The sequence below is a fragment of the Streptomyces sp. NPDC093089 genome, assembly GCF_044754405.1.
Classification (GTDB): domain Bacteria; phylum Actinomycetota; class Actinomycetes; order Streptomycetales; family Streptomycetaceae; genus Streptomyces.
On record NZ_JBIVPA010000023.1, the window covers coordinates 21713 to 36018 of the forward strand.

A 14306-nucleotide genomic window follows, 5' to 3' on the forward strand; every position below is an offset into this window, starting at 1 on the left:
TGCGCAAGAGGCCACCCCTTCCTCGCTGCTGGCGTCTTTGGGTCGCCCGTCTTGGCCGCAGTCGGCAGCGCTCGTGGCTACGCGTGCCATGTGACGGTTGCCGTGCTCGAAGGCCTGCTTCTGCTGCCCATCAACCCGAGCCGTCAGGCGTGCGGCCGGCGGCCGGGCTGGAGCGGGGCGTAGACAGGAGCGCAGGCCCGGGCGACGGGCCGCACGCGCCGCGCCGTGCGCGGCGAGTGCCTTGATGAGGTAGAGAAACTTGTAACAACTGCTTCAGCTAAGGGTTGAGCTCAGGGAGGTCAGGGTGTTGTTCATCGGACCATCCGCCCTTCGGCACCTCCATGAGCGTGAGAGCTCCATCCTCTGCCTCGAGGACTCTCACGAAGATCCCGCTGTTGTCCTCGCCGGGAAAAACAACGGAGAAGTAGGGGTCCATCTCCATCAAGAAGTCCCAGCCCTCCCGCTGGGCCGTGTCGAGGACATGAGCATGCCGACCGGTTGCCTGCCACATGCTGGCCGTGTGGAAGGTGTTGGTGACGTCGATGGCGTACTTCTCAAGGCACGTCGCGTGATTGGCCCACCATTCCAGGCTCGCCTGACCCACGAATCGATCCATGCGCACACTATGCATGGTGCTCCGGCCGGGCGGGCAAGTTCGTGCGGCTGCCGACTGTCGCAGGTCAGGTCAGGTCAGGTCACGAGACAGAGTTGCACGCGGCACGGGTCTGTCCAGACCGCCAGACAGCCATGATGGACCGCACAGCTCCTAGACGGTGGGCTTGAGGACCTCACCCTCGTCATCTCGCAGCAAGCGGCTTATGTATCCACTCTGGGCCAGACGGTCGTACGCGTCGAGCACATCGGCGGGCACCTGCTGGCTGATCATGAATCCCTGCTCCGGGTATACCAGCAGCCGCTGCAGGGCTCCCACGAGCATGTCGATGACCAAGCGGGCGTCTCCGATGGAGTCGGCGTAGTCCTGGAGCGTCATCGGGCTTGAGGCGCTGACGATCTCGACGTCCGGCCACAGCTTTCGCGCCGTGGCGTAGGCGCGTCGTTCCTCGTACGGCTTGCTGATCAGCAGGACGGAGGACACGGTGATGCCGGCCTCGTTCAGGAGGTCCCGGGAGAAGCGAATGTTCTCGCCGGTGTTCCGGGCTCGCGGCTCCACCAGCACCGCTGAGGCGGGAACACCCAGCTCGATCGCTCGCTCTTGGTAGTGCACGGCCTCGCCGCGGGGCATGCGTTCGCGTGTGGTCGGGCTTGTCGCTCCGGTGAACACGAGAAGTGGGGCCATGCCGCGCCTATACAGGTCGACTGCGGTGTCGGCCACGCCCAGGTCGTGGCTGCCGAGCCCGATCGCCACCGAGCAGGGCCGGGGTGTGTGGCCCATCTGGTGGTAGTCCCAGAGGCGTTGGGTGTCGGCCCAGTCCTGTGTGGAGATCACCGCTGAGCTTCCTTGCCCTTCGCGGAGTCGGGGACCTTGAAGTCGTACTCCCACGCAAAGCGGGAGGCGGCGTGGATGCCGATGGCGAACTCGACCACGGTGCCGTCAGCCGTGTACGTCGTCCGGTGCAGCTCGACCACAGCCTCGCCGGGCGGAAGTTGAAGGAACTTCACTTCGTCCGCCGTGGGTGTGCGGGCGAAGAGTGCCTCCTTCATGTGGTCGATCTCGTACCCCGCGTCGTACAGCACGCGGTAGCCACCGCCTCGGCCGGCCGGACCGGGGGTCGGATCCACCAAGCGCGTGCCCTCAACGTGCTCGGGGCGGTAGTAGCTGGTCAGCGTGTGCGTCGGCTGATCGCCTTCCTTGACCAGCCGGGCCCGTGCGTAGACCGGGGCTCCCGTCTCCAGACCATGGGCAGCGGCCACAGCGGGCGGAGCTTCGACAAGGTTGACGGTCTGGGTCTGCTCGTTGCGGCGGTACGCCCGGCCGGAGGCGACCCGGTCAGCGATGAACGCGACTTCGTCGCCGTCTCGCCACTTCGCCTTGTCGTACCGGGCGATGCCGAGTCGCTTGAGAGGAACTTGCTGGCGTACGACAGTCCCGTGGCCGCGCGTTGAGGTGACCAGACCTTCCGCCTCTAGTGCCTTGTAGGCGGCATTGACCGTTGCCTTGGAGCCTTCGCCAGCATCGACCAGGTCCCTGATCTGCGGCAAACGCTGCCCTGGCGCGTACTCGCCCCTCCTGATCTCCTCGGCCAGCTTGTCTGCCAGCTCCCGCCATTTGGGCGCCATCACGTACCCCTCTCAACGAGAACAAGTCAAACACAGTCCTAGGACAGCGGGCCACTATCTACTCAGCCGCTCGTAGTCCTAGGACAGCGAGTGCTGGCGGTTCCTCTTTGGGCTGTCCAACAACGTAGGGAGTGCAGATGCCGTCCTTCAAGATCGACCTTTCTACCGCCGTGGTGTTCGTGGCCACGGCTCCCACGCCGAAGCTCGTCAGCAAGCAGACCGGCGAGCGCGCCATGGACCGGGAGACCGGCGCCGGCCTCTCCACGGTCGGACTCCTCATCTCCGACGAGGGAGAGGGCAACCTCTACCAGGTGACCATCCCGGAGACCGGCCTCCCCGACGGCCTCGCCCCTGGCATGCCGGTGTCGGTCATCGGGCTCAAGGCCCGGGACTGGGAGAACACGTTCAACGGCCAGACCCGGCACGGCATCTCGTTCCGCGCCGTCGCCGTGACCCCGATGGGGGCCTGACCATGACCGACCTCGCGACGTTATGGGAGGTCGGCCTCCCGCTCGCCGGAACCGCCGGCGGTCTCGGGTACGCGAAGGTCCGCGCGCCCCGGGTGTTCTGGTCGCTGGTGGGTCTGCCGGTGGCGACCACGCGGTTCGCGATCACCTACCGCTCGACGATGGACGTGTGCGGGCTGACGGTGCAGCCCTCCCGCTTCCGGGCCTTCCTCGTCCGCAATGTCGCCCGCCGCCCCGACGTCCAGCCCGTGCCGCCGAAGGTCCGCCGCCTCCGGGTCACCTCGACCGGCCTGCGGGTCACCCTCCGGCTCCCCGCCGGACTGGAGCCCGCCGACGTGATGGCCGCCTCCGAACGGCTGCGGCACGCCTGGGGCGTCCACTCCGTCAACGTCATCGAGACCAAGCCCGGGTTCGTCGAGCTGCGGATGACCGGCTACGACGTCCTGCGGCGCGTCCGGATGCCCCGACGCAGGGTTCCCTCCGGGCCGATGACCGTGCCGGTCGCTCTGCGGGAGGACGGCACCGCGTTCGTCCGGGACTACCTCAAGGTCCCGCACGCGCTGACCCTCGGTGCGAACCAGTCGGGCAAGTCGATGTACCAGCGCAACCTGGTCGCGGGGCTGGCCCGGCTGCCGGTGGCCCTGGTCGGGATCGACTGCAAGCGCGGGGTGGAACAGCGTGGCTACGCGTCCCGCCTCTCCGCTCTCGCGATCACTCCGGAGGAGGCGGACGGCCTCCTGGACGGGCTGGTCGGGGAGATGGAAGAGCGCTTCGACCTGCTCAGCGAACACGGGGTCGGCGACATCTGGGCTCTGCCCGACACCGTCCGGCCGGCCCCGGTGGTGGTCCTGGTCGACGAGGTCGCCGAACTCTTCCTGGTCGCCACCAAGAAGGACGAAGAACGCCGGGACCGGATGGTCACCCAGCTGATCCGGCTGGGGCAGATGGCCCGTGCGGCGGGCATCTTCCTGGAGGTGTGCGGGCAGCGCTTCGGCTCCGACCTCGGCAAGGGCGCCACCGCCCTGCGCGCCCAGTTGACCGGCCGGACGGTGCACCGGGTCAACGACAAGCAGACCGCCGAGATGGGTGTGGGCGACATCGCCCCGGACGCGGTGGTCACCGTGCTGACGATCCCGCCCGACCGGCCCGGCGTCGCGGTTGCGGGGGACACCTCCGGCGGCTGGTCCCGCATCCGCACCCCCGCCCTCACCGCTGCCGAAGCGGCCGCGATCTGCGCCGCGCACGCGCACCTGACCCCGGACCTGCCCGCCCTCGCGGACTTCCGCCCGGTCGTCCCGGGTGCCGACGCCGCTGCGGTGCCGGTTCCGCTGGTGAAGCCGAGTCCGGCCACCGCATAACTCTCCGCCCCCTCGGTCGGCGTGACCGTCTCACGCCAGGTCCCTACCTCCCCCATGCCCGAAAGGAGGTAACCCGTGTTCCGCACCCTTCGCCTCGACGCGGTACTGATCCAGGCCGTCATCGCCGGGGCCCTGTCCTTCGCCCATCTGCACGACCTGGCGGCCGCGGCCGGTCAGGACGGCTGGAAGGCGTGGGCCTATCCGGTCTCCGTCGACCTGCTGCTGGTCGCCGCCTGGCGCCGGATGCGCACCGACAGTGCCAACCGGGATGCCTGGCTGTGGTTCGCCATCGCCCTCATCGCCTCGCTGGGCGCGAACGTCGCCACCGCCGGACTCCTCGACATGAACCACGTCCCCGACTGGCTGCGCATCCTCGTCGCCGGGTGGCCCGCCCTGGCCTTCCTCGGCGGCACCCTCCTCGCCCACGCACCCCACCCCATCCCCGAACCGGAACCCGTCCCCGTGCCGGAGCCCGAACCGCCGGTCGACCTCGTCGTCGAACGTGCCCCGGAACCGGCACCCGAGCTCCCGCCGGCCGAACCACCCATGGACGTTCAGGCGGAACCCGCACCGGAGGAAGCGCAGCCCGAACCCGCGCCTGCTCCTTCGGTGCCCGCTGTCGCCGTCCCGCCCGCTCTCCTGGCCCACGCCCAGAAGATCGCGGACGCCCACCGGGCCCAGACCGGCAGCCCGATCGACGCGGAGACCCTCCGCACCCGCCACGGCGTGCCCGCCGCCCTCGCGGACTCGATCGCCCTCCAGCTCGCCTGACCCCAAGAGGAGACCGCTCATGCGTCCGTCCATCCGCTCCGCCCTCGAACGCTCTGCGGAGCTGACCCGCAGCAATCAGTTCGTGGAAGCCGTCGCCCTTGCGGAGGCCGCGTTCAACCGGGCCACCGATGACGAACTCTCCGAGATCCGGCAGTGGCTCAACGACCACACGAACGACTTCGTCGGAAAGGTCTGACCGACCATGCGACCGAACCGCTTCCACCACGTGATCAAGATCGGCCCGGTGCAGATCGGCACCCACCACGACGGCCGGGGCCGGACCAAGCACACCGCCGTGTGCACGGCCCCCGGCTGCGACTTCTCCGCCGACTACAACACCCGCGCCGCCGCCGAACTCGCCGCCCGCACCCACCGCTGCAACCCCCGCTGACCACTGAGGAGTTCCGCGTCATGGACGTCCCGCTCTGGCTCGCCCTGATCGTCGTCGGCGGCCTCGGCATCAAGCTCATCCGCCCGCCCTGGTGGCTCGTCGCCGTCATCCTCCTCGGCGGCTACCTCCTCGCCGACAGCCTCCTCACCCCGCTCATCGACCCGATCACCAAGTAGGGAGACACCCGTCATGCTCCGACCGCACGTCCCGGTCAACCCGCTCCCGACCGGCCACATCACCCCGCTCATCCAGCCCACCCCCACCACCGACATCGAGCCGATCGCCCCGGTTCCGGCCCCGGCCCCGGTGCCCGTCGCCCCGGCCCGTACCTCGGTGCAGCTCACCCCGGGCAGTGCGCTCGCCTTCGCCGCCGGCGGTGGCGCCGTCGTCCTGGTCGTCGGCGCCGTCCTGGTCTCCATGCTCCTCGCGGTCGCCATCACCGGCGTGTCCGTCGCGGTGTGCGCCGTCGTCCTCAAGTCCCTGCTCAACCAGGAAAGGAAGCACTGACATGGGCCTGTTCAGCCACAAGTCCCACGACACCCCGGCCAACCCGCAGATGGCCGAGCTGGGCCGCGAGTACGCCATCGCCAAGCGCCACGGCGACCGCAAGACCGTCGGCCGCATCACCCGCCAGCTCGGCACGAGCGGCGTCAGCGACTCCGACGTGGCCTCGTTCCAGCAGGGCCGCGACGCCTACGACGCCATCCCGCCCATCAAGTCCAACCGTCGCAGGGGCCGGTGACCACCATGGACACCCAGACTCTTGCCGCCGCGGGCTTACCGGCCCTCGGCTGGGCCCTGCACGGCGGACTGCTCCTGCGCCGCCTGGCCACCGCCCGCCGCGACCCCCTGACCGGCCTGCACACCCGCGCCGGATGGACCACCCGCGCCAACCACCTGCTGGCCAAGCACACCGGCGCCCTCGTCCTCCTGATCGACCTGGACGACTTCAAGGCCATCAACGACACCCACGGCCACGCCGCCGGAGACGCCGTCCTCACCACCACCGCCGGGCGCCTGGCCGACTGGTGCGGACGGCACGGGATCGCCGCCCGCCTCGGCGGGGATGAGTTCGCCGCCATCGTCACCGACCCCGCCCACACCGCCGGCCTCTTCGCCCTGCGCGCCGCACTCGCCGAGCCGGTCACGCACAACCGCCGGACCCTGCGGGTCTCCGCCTCCGTCGGCCACTGCCACCGCGACCAACTCCCGGTCCCGCTGCTCACCGACGCGCTCTCGGCCGCCGACGCGGCGATGTACGCGGACAAGGGGCACGGCAGGCGCAACAACACACGCTAAGCGGCCCCCGGGACGGCCTCGGTCGCCAAACTTCCGCCGCCCCGGGCGCCTTCAACCCCACTCCAGATCCAACGGACCCGAAAGGGACAGCCCATGATGCCCCAGACCCCCGCCGCCCGCGTCTGCTCCCACTGCGACGGCTTCCCCGTCGTCCACATCACCACCGGCGCCCTCACCCCCGACGGACAGCGCCGCACCCTCGCGGCCGCCTGCCCCCGCTGCCAGGGCACCGGCACCCGCACCGCCCCGGCCTCCCTCGCCCACGCGGGGAAGTGACCGCCTTGACTGACACCGCCACCGCGGCGGGCCTGGACCCGGCCACCCTGAGCGACCTGCTCCGGCTGGCCGGGTCCCCCGGCTTCGACCGCCTCACCGAACAACTCCGCCGCACCGGCGGCTGCACCGCCCCCATCCGCCTCACCGGCGCCACCAAAACCCTCGACCCCGCCACCAAGACGGTGCTGCACGCCTACAACACCGACGCCGAACCGGGTGGCGTCCTGCGCGTCGCGTGCGGCAACCGCCGCGCCTCCCGCTGCCCCTCCTGCGCCTGGACCTACGCCGGGGACACCTACCACCTGATCCGCGCCGGCCTCACCGGTGATCCCGGTAAGGGCACCCCGGAGACCATCCGGGACCACCCCCGGGTCTTCGCCACGCTCACGGCCCCGTCGTTCGGCCCCGTGCACAACCGGCCCGGCACCCGGCCCTGCCACTGCGGCACCCGCCACGCCGAGGACGCCCCCGAACTCGGCACGCCCCTCAACCCCGAGACGTACGACTACGCGGGCGCGGTGCTGTGGAACAACCACGCCTCCGAGCTGTGGCGGTACTTCACCATCTACCTGCGCCGTGAAATCGCCGCCCGCGCCGGCCTCACCCAGAAAGCCGCCCGCGAACAGTCCCGCGTCTCCTTCGGCAAGGTCGCCGAGTACCAAAAGCGTGGGGCCGTTCACTTCCACGCTGTCATCCGCTTCGACGGACCGGACGGGCCAGCCACCCCGCCCCCGGCCTGGGCCACCCTCGGCCTGCTCACCGACGCAATACGGGCCGCCGCCGCACGCGTCCAGGTCGTGGTCCCCGCCGCCCCGGCCTACGGCATCGGCCAGGACCTCACCCTCACCTGGGGCACCCAGCTCGACGTCCAGCCCATCGGCGCCTTCGGCCACGGCGAAGACCTCACCGAACAGGCCGTCGCCGCCTACGTCGCCAAATACGCCACCAAAGCCGCCGAGACCACCGGCTCCGTCGACCACCGCATCGGCAACAAGGAAGCCCTCATCCTCCTCGACGTCCCTGACCACCCCCGGCGCCTGATGGAAGCCTGCATGGACCTCGACGCCGCCTACCCCGACCGGCGCCTTCGCACGTGGGCCCACATGCTCGGCTTCCGCGGCCACTTCTCCACCAAATCCCGCGCCTACTCCACCACCCTCGGCGCCTTACGCCAGGTCCGCGCCGACTACCGCGCCGCCCAGCAACGCACCGCCCTCGGCCTGCCCGACCCAGACGAGCACCCCGAGTCCACCCTCCTCGTCGTCGCCCACTGGGCCTACGCCGGCCACGGCACCACCCCGGGCGAGTCCTGGCTTGCAGCCAACATCCGCCGCGACATCCAGCACAACCGCGAACACGCCCGCGAGATCGGCACCGAACTGTCCGAACTGGAAGGGGAACTGGCATGACCACCGCTACCGCTGAACTGCTGACCGTGCCCGAGGTCATGGCGCGACTCAAGCTCGGACGCTCCACGGTCTACGACCTCATCCGCTCCCGCCGCCTGGTCTCCCTCACCATCGGCCGGTCGCGCCGCGTTCCCGCCGACGCCATCCGGGACTTCATCGACAACCAGATCGAGGAGGCCGCCTGATGGCCACCCAGCGCAAGCGCAACCCCAACGGGGCTGGCACCATCACCCAGCGGAAGGACGGCCGCTTCCAGGCCGCCGTCTACGTCCTCCAGCCGGACGGCACCCGCGCCCGCAAGTTCGCGTACGGCAAGACCTGGGCCGAGTGCGACGCCAAGCGCCGCGCGCTCCTCGACAAGGTCGCGAGTGGCACCCCTGTGCCCACCCGCTCAGCGAAGCTCTCCGAGTGGCTGGCGTACTGGCTGGACAGCGTCGTCCAGCCGCGCCGCAAACTCAGCACGTACGACAAGTACGAGGCGCACGTCCGCCTCTACCTCTCCCCCATGCTCGGCACGAAGCGGCTGGAGTCCCTCAGCGTTCCGGACGTCCGACGCTTCCTCCTTCAGCTGGAGAAGAAGACCACTGCGGCCACCGCCAAGGAATCCCACCGCGTGCTGCGTACGGCACTCTCCGCCGCCTGCCGGGAGGAGCTGATCGTCCGGAACGTCGCCAAGCTCGTGGAGCCGCCCAGGGCCGCCGTACGCGATCTCAGCCCGTGGTCTCTCGACGAGACGCTCGGCTTCCTCGCGGCCTCCCGTCGGGACCCGCTGTACGCGGCCTTCGTCCTCGCCATCGCCATGGGTCTCCGCCGCGGCGAGCTGGTCGGCCTGCGCTGGAGCGACATCGACCTCGACAACCGCGTCCTCCTGGTCCGCCAGCAGGTTCAGCGTCGTCGCGGAGTGCTCTACAACGACGAGACCAAGGGGCGTCGCTCCCGCGCGATTCCGCTCCCCGCCATGTGCCTGGCTCCCCTGCGCTGGCATCGGATGCGGCAGAAAGCGGCGTACGAAGTGGCCGGTACGGAGTGGTCGGGCACGGGCTACGTCTTCGCCACCCGCACCGGCCGCCCTGTCGAGCCCCGCAACGTCCACCGCTCCTTCGTCCGCGTCAGCAAGGCGGCCGGCCTCCGCCCCATCCGCCTCCACGACGCCCGGCATGGCTGCGCCACGCTTCTCACCGCGGCCGGCGTCGCGCCCCGCGTCGTGATGGAGATCCTCGGCCACAGCCAGATCAGCCTGACCATGGACGTGTACACGCACGTCGTCCAGGAGACGCAGCGCGAGGCCATCAGCCACATGGACCGGCTCCTCCAGCGACGGAAGCCCAGGCCCGGCCGCCCCTGACCGCTTCCGTTGATGTCACCCGTGGATGTCGAAGACCCCCAACCATGATCGGTTGGGGGTCTTCGGCGTTCCTACCTGGAGCCCCCTGTCGGGTTCGAACCGACGACCCCCGCTTTACAAGAGCGGTGCTCTGGCCAGCTGAGCTAAGGAGGCAGCGAGTGCAGTGTAACGAACGGGGGAGGGAGGGGGGTGGGGAATACGGGGGTGGGAGAGGGCTGACAGATCGGGCGGGGGGAGGTAGCGTCACTGGGAGTTCACCTGGGTGGACTAGACCTCAATCCTTCCTTTACTCGGATCGTCCGGCACGTTCCTGCCGGTGAAGGGACACATCACCATGGCTTCCGTCACTTTCGACAAGGCGACTCGGGTGTACCCGGGCGCGACCAAGCCCTCCGTCGACCAGCTGGACATCGAGATCGCCGATGGCGAGTTCCTCGTGCTGGTGGGTCCGTCGGGCTGTGGCAAGTCGACGTCGCTGCGCATGCTCGCGGGCCTCGAGGACGTCAACGCGGGTGCGATCCGCATCGGTGACCGCGACGTCACGCACCTGCCGCCGAAGGACCGGGACATCGCGATGGTGTTCCAGAACTACGCGCTGTACCCGCACATGACCGTCGCGGACAACATGGGCTTCGCGCTCAAGATCGCCGGCGTGAACAAGTCGGAGATCCGCGCGAAGGTCGAGGAGGCCGCGAAGATCCTCGACCTGACCGAGTACCTGGACCGGAAGCCGAAGGCGCTCTCCGGTGGCCAGCGCCAGCGTGTGGCCATGGGCCGCGCGATCGTGCGTGAGCCGCAGGTCTTCCTCATGGACGAGCCGCTGTCGAACCTCGACGCGAAGCTCCGCGTGTCGACCCGTACGCAGATCGCGGGCCTCCAGCGCCGTCTGGGCATCACGACGGTCTACGTCACCCACGACCAGACCGAGGCCCTCACCATGGGCGACCGCGTCGCCGTGCTGAAGGACGGTCTGCTCCAGCAGGTCGACTCCCCGCGCAACATGTACGACCGCCCCGCGAACCTCTTCGTCGCCGGCTTCATCGGCTCCCCGGCCATGAACCTGGTCGAGGTCCCGATCACCGACGGCGGCGTGATGTTCGGCAACAGCGTCGTCCCCGTCTCCCGCGACGCCATCGCCGCCGCGGCCGCCAACGGCGACACCACGGTCACGGTCGGCGTCCGCCCGGAGCACTTCGACGTGCAGGGCCCGACGGGCAAGGACGGCCTGGCCGTCACCGTCAACGTCGTCGAGGAGCTCGGCTCGGACGGCTTCGTGTACGGCTCCACCCGCGTCGGCGGCGAGGACAAGGACCTGGTCGTCCGCGTCGGCGGCCGTGACGTCCCCGCCAAGGGCACCACGCTGCACGTCGTGCCGCGCGCCGACGAGCTGCACGTGTTCTCGACCTCGACGGGCGCACGCCTCAGCGACTGAGACACCCGCCCCTGAGCGCCCGGATGTCCCCCGAGCGCTCAGGTAGTACCGGACGGCCCCGCATCTGCTGCAGATGCGGGGCCATCCGTTTAAGCGGGCGCGGGGGGTCCACAACGGGCGTACCCCGGAAAACCCCGGCATTCGGGGCCGGCGCCGGGCCGCCGCGTCAACACGGGATTCGAAAAGACACCTCGAACCATCCCTCGCGAGAGTGACTAAATGTCGCCATATCACTACCGGCCGCTACGCTCGCCTCCGTGACGCACACTGCCCGCCGAATCGGCCGCTCCCTCGCCCTCGTCCTGCCCGTCGTCCTGGTGCTCTCGGGCACGCTCGCGGTGTCCGCGGTTCCGTGGGCGGGCCAGGACTCCGGAACCCAGCTGACGGCGTCCTCCTCGGGGGCCTCCGTCCGGGCCAAGTCCCGTGCTCCGCAGGATGTCCTGCGCGACCAGCTCCTCGCGGAACTCCAGGAGAAGGACCCCGGCACGGCCCTCACCCACCTCCAGCGCGAGGTGGAGAACCGGCCGTCGCTCGCGAAGCACTGCTTCTCGATCGCCCGCGCCCTCGGCCGCGCCGCCGTCGAGCACTACGGCCCCTCCCGCGCCCAGTCCTACTCCCGCCCGGTCTGCGACACCTCGTACGCGACCGGCGTCATGCGCGCCGGCTGAACATCCTCACGCCGAGACACCCTCACGCTGAACACCCCCGCGCGTGACGCCCACCCGCCGTACGCGTGCGGGCGGATCGCCCTTCGGCCCTTCGGGCCCGGTTCAGCGTGCTGAAGGACCTGGTTCGGGCGGGGCGCCTATGGTTCCCCGTATGCACACCTCTCCGACGCAGGCCGTGGTCCTGGCGGGCGGCCAGGGCTCGCGGCTCCGCCCGTACACCGACGACCGCCCCAAGCCGATGGTCGAGATCCCGGGCACCGGGACCCCGATCATCGGCCATCAGCTTTCCTGGCTGGCCTCCGAGGGCGTGACAGACGTCGTCGTGTCCTGCGGCCATCTCGCGGAAGTGCTCCAGGAGTGGCTGGCGGGCGCCGACCTCCCCCTCAAGGTGACGACGGTCGTGGAGACCGAGCCGCTGGGCCGCGGTGGCGGCCTGAAGTACGCCGCCGCGCACCTGCCCGCGCCGGACGAGCCGTGGTACGCGACCAACGGCGACATCTGGACCCGTTTCTCGCTGCGCGAGATGGCCGATTTCCATGCGGAGCGGGGGGCCGACGCGACGCTGGCCCTGGCCCGTCCGCGGATGCCGTGGGGCGTCGTGGAGACGGACGACTTCGGGCACGTCACCGACTTCATCGAGGCGCCGCCGTCGCCGTATCTGATCAACGCCGGCGTGTACGTCTTCTCCGCGGCCTTCACGGGGCTCCTCCCGGACCTCGGGGACCACGAGCGGACCACCTTCCCCCGTCTCGCGCGAGAGCGCCGCCTGGCGGGCTATCCGCTGCCCCACGGGGCGTACTGGAGGGCCATCGACACCGCGAAGGACCTCACGGAGGCCGCGAAGGAGCTGGCCGCACAGCGGACCTGACGGCCGTTCGCGTACGGGAAAGGGCGGCACCGCACTGGATGCGGTGCCGCCCTTTCCCGTACGTACTCCGTGTCAGCCCAGGAGGCCGCCGATCGGGTTCCGGGCGCCGCCCGAGGTCGAGCCGCTCTCGGTGGGGGTGCTGCCGCCGGTGGAGTCGCCGGTGCCGCCGCTCGACGAGCCGCCGCTGCCGGACGGGGTGTCGCTGGTGGACGGCGGGGGCGCGGGCTTGGACTGGGTGGGCGTACGGCTGCCGCCGCCCGTGCTGCTGCCCTGGGTCGCGGTGGGGCTCTGCGTACGGGTGGACCGGCGGGTCTCGGTGGGCCGGGTGGCCTCCTGCGTCGCCTCGCGCTCCGCGGGGCGCTCGCTGGTCTCGACGGGCTTCGGCGCGGTGGAGGCGCTCTTGGAGGGCGAGCGGCGCTGCGGCTCGGTGGGGAGCGGCTGGCCGGGGAGGTGGTTGATGGGGTCGTCGTTGGGACCGGGGACGGTGACCATCTCGGTGGAGCGGACGGCGCCGCCGAGGACGGAGCCGATGAGGAGGGTGAGGCCGACGACGACGGAGGCGAGGAGGGTGCTGCGGCGGATGACGCGGCGGCGGAGGTCCCAGAGGTCGGCGCGGGGGCCGAGGGTGCGCCAGGCCTCGCCTGCGATGCGGCCGTCGAGGGAGTAGACGGGGGCGCCGGCGATGACCAGCGGGGACCAGGCGGCGAGGTAGATGATGTCGGCGGAGTCGTAGACCGGGACGGTCTTCCAGCTGACGGTCAGCAGGAGGGCGGCGGAGAGCAGGGCGCCGACGACGGCGGCCGCGCGCTGCCAGAGTCCGAGGACGGTGAGGACGCCGACGACGACCTGGAGGAAGGCGACGGTGAGTCCGGCGCCGACGGGGTGCTGGAGGGCGAAGTCGCGGAGGGGTTCGGCGAGGGCCCAGGGGTGGAGGGAGTTGAGCCACTTCACCATGGAGCCGCGTTCGCCGCCGTCGAAGTAGACGGGGTCGCAGAGCTTGCCCATGCCCGCGTAGATGGAGATGAAGCCGAGGAAGACGCGGAGCGGGAGGAGGACGACGCCGAGGTTCATCCGGCGGCCGGGGTAGTAGGCGTGCCGGACGGAGTCGTTGGCGTGGCGCTGGGCCGCGCGGGTGTGCGGCGCGTCCTGGTCGTACGCCTCGGCGGCCTCGGTCCTGAGCTCGTAGACGTCGTCGTAGGCGCCCTCGGCGCGGCGCATCGGCGGCAGCAGGGGCGCGGAGTCGGCGGGCACCACGGGGGTGGGCATCGTGGTGTCGATGCGCGGGATGGCCTGGGTGTCACCGGCGTCGTGACCGGAGTGACCAGGGAGGCCGGAGCTACCGGGGAGGCCCGGGTGTCCGGGAAGGCCCGCGTGACCGCCGTGCGCGCCACGGCCGCCACGGCCGACGGCCGGTTCGAGCGTGGAGACGGACGACTCGCGCACGGCCTGGAGGAGGCCGGTCGCGCCCGGTGCGGACTTCCCGGTCCACACGACGGGGCGGCGGCGCGGGGCGCCCGCTCCGGCGGCTCCGGACAGGGCGGCGGTGCGGGCACCGGCGCCGAACTTGGGCTGCGGGGCCGGCGCGAGCCGCACACGGAAGCTGGCGTGGTTCACGATCACCTGGGCGGGATCGGAATCCACCTTGACCATGCTCAGCGCGGGCTGATCGTCGAACCCCGGCCGGGGCGTTCTGGTGTCCACACTCATCTAACCGAGTGATCTGGGTTTAGGACACTGCCTTGACAGCTCGATAATGTCCGAGGCCCGTCAAGATCACGCCGCGG

20 protein-coding genes and 1 tRNA gene are annotated in these 14306 nt (G+C 70.7%); 16 read left to right on the forward strand and 5 right to left on the reverse strand.

Features of this window, described 5'->3' with window-relative positions; all coding sequences use genetic code 11:
• Positions 1–277: 277 nt before the first annotated feature.
• The 3 genes from ACIQFX_RS36850 to ACIQFX_RS36860 all read right to left on the reverse strand — a co-directional run bounded on the left by ACIQFX_RS36850 (position 278) and on the right by ACIQFX_RS36860 (position 2238).
• Complete coding sequence (locus tag ACIQFX_RS36850) at positions 278–616, reverse strand: hypothetical protein (RefSeq protein ID WP_051786986.1); 339 nt, start codon at positions 614–616, stop codon at positions 278–280.
• A 150-nt stretch (positions 617–766) separates the two neighbouring features.
• Positions 767–1447, reverse strand: a complete 681-nt coding sequence (locus tag ACIQFX_RS36855; protein WP_402472427.1) for a YdcF family protein — start codon at positions 1445–1447, stop codon at positions 767–769.
• A complete protein-coding gene (locus ACIQFX_RS36860) occupies positions 1444–2238 on the reverse strand; it encodes a GntR family transcriptional regulator (RefSeq protein ID WP_402472430.1) in 795 nt (264 codons plus the stop codon). Before ACIQFX_RS36860 ends, ACIQFX_RS36855 begins: the two co-directional genes overlap by 4 nt.
• A 137-nt stretch (positions 2239–2375) precedes the next feature.
• Here ACIQFX_RS36860 and ACIQFX_RS36865 point away from each other — a divergent pair, with 137 nt between their 5' ends.
• From ACIQFX_RS36865 to ACIQFX_RS36925, 13 genes are all read left to right on the forward strand, one after another.
• Entirely contained in the window at positions 2376–2708 is a 333-nt protein-coding gene (locus tag ACIQFX_RS36865) for a hypothetical protein (protein ID WP_033203710.1), read from the forward strand.
• Between the two features lie 2 nt (positions 2709–2710).
• Positions 2711–4063 carry an FtsK/SpoIIIE domain-containing protein gene (locus ACIQFX_RS36870; RefSeq protein WP_402472433.1) on the forward strand — a complete coding sequence of 451 codons (1353 nt, stop codon included), beginning with the start codon at positions 2711–2713 and terminating at the stop codon, positions 4061–4063.
• Positions 4064–4138: 75 nt separating this feature from the next.
• Positions 4139–4834 (forward strand): DUF2637 domain-containing protein, encoded by a 696-nt coding sequence (locus ACIQFX_RS36875; protein WP_402472436.1) that lies wholly within the window; start codon positions 4139–4141, stop codon positions 4832–4834.
• 19 nt (positions 4835–4853) lie between these two features.
• Entirely contained in the window at positions 4854–5030 is a 177-nt protein-coding gene (locus tag ACIQFX_RS36880) for a hypothetical protein (RefSeq protein WP_167348151.1), read from the forward strand.
• Between the two features lie 6 nt (positions 5031–5036).
• Positions 5037–5225 carry a mobile element transfer protein gene (locus tag ACIQFX_RS36885; RefSeq protein ID WP_402472439.1) on the forward strand — a complete coding sequence of 63 codons (189 nt, stop codon included), beginning with the start codon at positions 5037–5039 and terminating at the stop codon, positions 5223–5225.
• A gap of 20 nt (positions 5226–5245) precedes the next feature.
• The gene (locus ACIQFX_RS36890) at positions 5246–5401 is read left to right on the forward strand and encodes a hypothetical protein (protein WP_402472441.1); all 156 of its coding nucleotides are present in this window, start codon (positions 5246–5248) and stop codon (positions 5399–5401) included.
• Between the two features lie 13 nt (positions 5402–5414).
• Positions 5415–5732, forward strand: a complete 318-nt coding sequence (locus ACIQFX_RS36895; protein ID WP_402472444.1) for a SpdD-like protein — start codon at positions 5415–5417, stop codon at positions 5730–5732.
• 1 nt (position 5733) lies between these two features.
• The gene (locus ACIQFX_RS36900; RefSeq protein WP_402472447.1) at positions 5734–5967 is read left to right on the forward strand and encodes a hypothetical protein; all 234 of its coding nucleotides are present in this window, start codon (positions 5734–5736) and stop codon (positions 5965–5967) included.
• Positions 5968–5972: 5 nt separating this feature from the next.
• Entirely contained in the window at positions 5973–6524 is a 552-nt protein-coding gene (locus tag ACIQFX_RS36905) for a GGDEF domain-containing protein (RefSeq protein WP_402472449.1), read from the forward strand.
• Between the two features lie 93 nt (positions 6525–6617).
• Positions 6618–6800, forward strand: coding sequence for a hypothetical protein (locus ACIQFX_RS36910; protein WP_402472451.1), 183 nt, complete (start codon positions 6618–6620; stop codon positions 6798–6800).
• Positions 6801–6805: 5 nt separating this feature from the next.
• On the forward strand, positions 6806–8209 hold the full coding sequence (gene repSA / locus ACIQFX_RS36915; protein ID WP_402472453.1) for a replication initiator protein RepSA: 1404 nt from the start codon (positions 6806–6808) through the stop codon (positions 8207–8209).
• Positions 8206–8394: a helix-turn-helix domain-containing protein gene (locus ACIQFX_RS36920; protein WP_402472456.1), complete on the forward strand. Its 189-nt coding sequence runs from the start codon at positions 8206–8208 to the stop codon at positions 8392–8394. The genes repSA and ACIQFX_RS36920 overlap by 4 nt, the downstream gene beginning before the upstream one ends.
• Positions 8394–9554, forward strand: a complete 1161-nt coding sequence (locus ACIQFX_RS36925) for a tyrosine-type recombinase/integrase (protein ID WP_402472459.1) — start codon at positions 8394–8396, stop codon at positions 9552–9554. The genes ACIQFX_RS36920 and ACIQFX_RS36925 overlap by 1 nt, the downstream gene beginning before the upstream one ends.
• 76 nt (positions 9555–9630) lie before the next feature.
• Here ACIQFX_RS36925 and ACIQFX_RS36930 read toward each other — a convergent pair.
• A tRNA-Thr gene (locus ACIQFX_RS36930) sits at positions 9631–9707 on the reverse strand.
• Positions 9708–9888: 181 nt separating this feature from the next.
• Here ACIQFX_RS36930 and ACIQFX_RS36935 point away from each other — a divergent pair.
• From ACIQFX_RS36935 to ACIQFX_RS36945, 3 genes are all read left to right on the forward strand, one after another.
• Positions 9889–10986, forward strand: coding sequence for an ABC transporter ATP-binding protein (locus tag ACIQFX_RS36935; RefSeq protein ID WP_402472461.1), 1098 nt, complete (start codon positions 9889–9891; stop codon positions 10984–10986).
• Positions 10987–11243: 257 nt separating this feature from the next.
• On the forward strand, positions 11244–11654 hold the full coding sequence (locus ACIQFX_RS36940; protein ID WP_402472464.1) for a hypothetical protein: 411 nt from the start codon (positions 11244–11246) through the stop codon (positions 11652–11654).
• Between the two features lie 151 nt (positions 11655–11805).
• Positions 11806–12522: an NDP-sugar synthase gene (locus tag ACIQFX_RS36945; RefSeq protein WP_402472466.1), complete on the forward strand. Its 717-nt coding sequence runs from the start codon at positions 11806–11808 to the stop codon at positions 12520–12522.
• Positions 12523–12594: 72 nt separating this feature from the next.
• Here ACIQFX_RS36945 and ACIQFX_RS36950 read toward each other — a convergent pair whose 3' ends face one another.
• Positions 12595–14229, reverse strand: coding sequence for a DoxX family membrane protein (locus tag ACIQFX_RS36950; protein ID WP_402472469.1), 1635 nt, complete (start codon positions 14227–14229; stop codon positions 12595–12597).
• Positions 14230–14306: the final 77 nt, after the last annotated feature.